Annotated in this window: 1 protein-coding gene; it reads right to left on the reverse strand. The window is 58.8% G+C overall.

Features of this window, described 5'->3' with window-relative positions:
- The coding region (locus ACFQ03_RS25860; RefSeq protein WP_379291905.1) for an IS110 family transposase at positions 1 to 677 on the reverse strand (677 nt) is incomplete at both ends.

Consider the following 677-nt stretch of genomic DNA (forward strand, 5'->3'; position numbering starts at 1 on the left):
CAATTGGCCCAGCAAGGCCAGTATCTCATTCATGACCTGTTCCTGATCCGCCAGCAGCCTCTCGCGCTGCTCGAGTAAGCGCTGGATGTTCCGCCGGAGCTCGGGGGCGATGTCTGTCACCCCGACGGAAGCCCGGGCAGCAGCGAGCAGACGGGCGGCTATCTCCCGCCCGCGTTTACCGCCGGCACGCGACATGGCGGTAGTACGCCAGCCTTCGATCACCTGCTCGATGGTCCGATGCTTCAGATCCTCGGGCAGCGGAAACGCCTTAAGTGTGGCGATGGCGCGTGGACCGTTCCACTTTTTAAAAACTCGCAGAAACTCGGGAAATCCTTCATCAAGCAATCGTTGGAGCCGATTGCCGATCGCCGTAAGGTCCGTCGACAGGGCCTCATATTCATTGACGACACAACGCAGCTTGCGATACGTCCCCTCATGCCAGGACCAGTCGTGGTAATAGCCTCGAGAAATGGAATCGGCAATCGTGAGAGCGTCTTTGGCATCGTTTTTGGAGGGACGGTTGTCTCGGTTTTCCTTATTGCGCTTGACGGTCGCCGGATTGACCTGAACGACTTCCTGTCCATGGTCCTGAAGCCACCGCGCGAGGGCATTTCCATAGTGTCCGGTCGATTCCATGCCGAGGATGACCCGGGTGAGTCCAAGCCGTTGCTGCTGCT

It is taken from the genome of Paenibacillus residui, assembly GCF_042677205.1.
Taxonomy (GTDB): Bacteria; Bacillota; Bacilli; order Paenibacillales; family NBRC-103111; genus Paenibacillus_L; species Paenibacillus_L residui.